Genomic DNA, 2,448 nt, shown 5'->3' on the forward strand with positions numbered 1-2,448 from the left:
AGCCAGTCTATACCTTTGATTTGCTGGAACGTTTAGAGCAGAAGTACCCCGGGGATCAGCTCGGGTTTATCAGAGGACCCGATAATGCGGATCCCCGGAACTGGAAGCGCTTCTATCGATCTAAGGACATTGAACAGCGCTGGCAGGTCTTTACTGCCCGTGAACGTCAGAATATTCGCAGTACCCGGGTAAGGGAGTTATTGGTTTCGGGGAGTTCAGACGATAACAACCAAAAAGCCCTGGCTGCTTTGCTGCTGCCTTCGGTTCATGATTACATTCTTCAGCATCATTTATATCAATAAGGTGTGCTATGAAATTATCTGGTTTTGGAGTCGAAGACACTCATATTGAAAGCGAAGAACGAGTCTGGTCTGGATTTCTGAAGCTATGCCGATATAAAGTCAGACATGCCCTTTTCCGGGGAGGGTGGAGTAAAGCACTGGATCGGGAAGCGGTTTTGCGAGTGCCCTCTGTAGGTGTACTTCTTTATGACCCGGTTCTGGAAAAAGTGGTGCTGGTCGAGCAGTTTCGCATAGGCCCTCTGATGAGCGATGACGACCCCTGGTTGCTCGAAGTGGTTGCGGGCATATCTGAGCCGGGTGAATCCCTGGAATCGGTTGCTATTCGTGAAGTAAAAGAAGAAGCTGATTGTGAAGTGAAGCATCTTTTACCGGTTTCCAATTTTTACGTCAGCCCCGGTGCAACCAATGAACGTATGATGCTTTATTGCGGCATTGTCGATGCCTCATCGGCTGGCGGGGTTTACGGACTGGCGGAAGAAGGTGAAGATATCAGAGTGTATGTGTTAACAGCAGAACAAGCCTGGCAGATGGTTGTAGATGGTCGTATTTCCAACGCTCCGGCTGTCATTGCGCTGCAATGGTTAAGGTTGAACCATGGAGAACTTAAAGATTATGTTCAATGAAACCAGGCCCGGATTTTTAATACTGATGCTAACAGCAATGCTGGTTCTGACAGGGTGTCAGTCTGGCGGTTTTAATATCTCGGGTGGCCTGGGTGGTACAGCGGCTACTTCAGGTCTTTATCGGGAAGGGTTGCCAGGTACCGCTGACTGGGCCGTCCTTCCCTTTGTTAATCACAGTAAAGCGACCAGTATTACCACTCAGGTAGAAAGAATACTGATGGTTAATTTGCCTTCGCGGGGCATTGAGGAGGCCCGTTTGTACCCTGAGTCGGAAGTGACGACAGCCTCAAAATCTCTGCAAGCAGCTCATCGTTACCAGAATGGCATGCAGTGGGCCAAGCAGAATGACATCAGCTTCGCGCTCGCCGGTGAGATTTTCGAGTGGTATTACGATGACAGTGGCAGGCCCCATGTTTCCATGGGGTTGACGGTTATTGATATCCGCAGTGGTGAAGTGATCTGGGATGTAAACGGTGCCAGTGAAGGCCTGCAGGGCGATGATCTGTTTGATATCAGCCGGGGGCTGATTTCTGATTTGCTACAGTCATTACCTATCAACCGGCGGATTTAGGAGCGGCAGGATGCTATACGCACTCAAAGATGAAAAAGGTGAAATTCAGGCAGTTGCAGACAAGCAACTTACAGAAGACTGGGAGCTCGTCAATCTGGAAGACGAAGCCGTACATACCTTCCTGCAACAAAACCCAACCCTTGGTGGCAAGGTTATGCAGGCGGCGGATGCCGATTTTATTCGCGTGCTTGAAGACCTGATCGACCTGCTCATTGATAAGCAGATCATTCAGTTTACCGAGTTGCCAGATCCAGTACAGAATAAACTGCTGAACCGTCGCCGATATCGTGAGGAGTTACGTGTTCAGGATGACACGACTCATCTGATTGATGGCGGTGATGAGATTTTCTAGTTTCATTACCGCGTATCGGAAATCTGGCCACGTATCGTTTTGCGAGCACTTCCGGTTGGCCAATCTTTTGCCCATTCTTCCTGATGCTCAATCGATTGGTTGGGAATAATCAGACTTTTATCTTCCACCCTCATAGGGAACAGTTTTCCATCGAGGTGATCCAGTTCATGCTGCATGACCCGGGCTGTAAAACCTGACAGGTCTCTTTGCTGGCGCTCTCCCTGTTCGTTATAGCCAACCACTGTGATGCTCTCAGGACGCTCAATCCATGCCCTCATGCCCGGAACCGAAAGGCAGCCTTCCCAGGTCCAGCAAGTGTTGCTGCTGAAGTTGATGATTTGTGGATTGATCCAGAATGCAAAAGGGATGTCTGGAGCCTGAGGATATCTGGATCGGTTGATTTCTGAAATACCGAGACTGAAAACATGGGCGGGCCAACCTATTTGGGGAGCCGCAAGCCCTACTCCCAGGGTACACAATTGCTTTTGCTTGAGGATCTCAAGGTTGTGCTGGAAGTCATCTGAAGTTATTTCTCCGACAGCGACCTGAGGTTGTTCCTGAAACAACAGAGGGTGGCCCATGAGTAATACCTCAGGCTCT

At 49.5% G+C, this 2,448-nt stretch carries 5 protein-coding genes; 4 read left to right on the forward strand and 1 reads right to left on the reverse strand.

What is annotated here, in order from left to right; all coding sequences use genetic code 11:
* From KDK16_RS07180 to KDK16_RS07195, 4 genes are all read left to right on the forward strand, one after another.
* A partial coding sequence (locus KDK16_RS07180; RefSeq protein WP_257275348.1) for a hypothetical protein occupies window positions 1-302 on the forward strand: 302 nt, incomplete at its 5' end.
* Between the two features lie 8 nt (window positions 303-310).
* Window positions 311-925, forward strand: a complete 615-nt coding sequence (locus KDK16_RS07185) for an NUDIX domain-containing protein (protein ID WP_257275350.1) — start codon at window positions 311-313, stop codon at window positions 923-925.
* On the forward strand, window positions 915-1,496 hold the full coding sequence (locus tag KDK16_RS07190; protein WP_257275351.1) for a hypothetical protein: 582 nt from the start codon (window positions 915-917) through the stop codon (window positions 1,494-1,496). The genes KDK16_RS07185 and KDK16_RS07190 overlap by 11 nt, the downstream gene beginning before the upstream one ends.
* Window positions 1,497-1,506: 10 nt before the next feature.
* A complete protein-coding gene (locus tag KDK16_RS07195) occupies window positions 1,507-1,848 on the forward strand; it encodes a hypothetical protein (protein ID WP_257252901.1) in 342 nt (113 codons plus the stop codon).
* Between the two features lie 5 nt (window positions 1,849-1,853).
* Here KDK16_RS07195 and def read toward each other — a convergent pair.
* A partial coding sequence (gene def, locus KDK16_RS07200) for a peptide deformylase (RefSeq protein WP_257275352.1) occupies window positions 1,854-2,448 on the reverse strand: 595 nt, incomplete at its 5' end.

It is taken from the genome of Endozoicomonas sp. SESOKO4 (assembly GCF_024606275.1).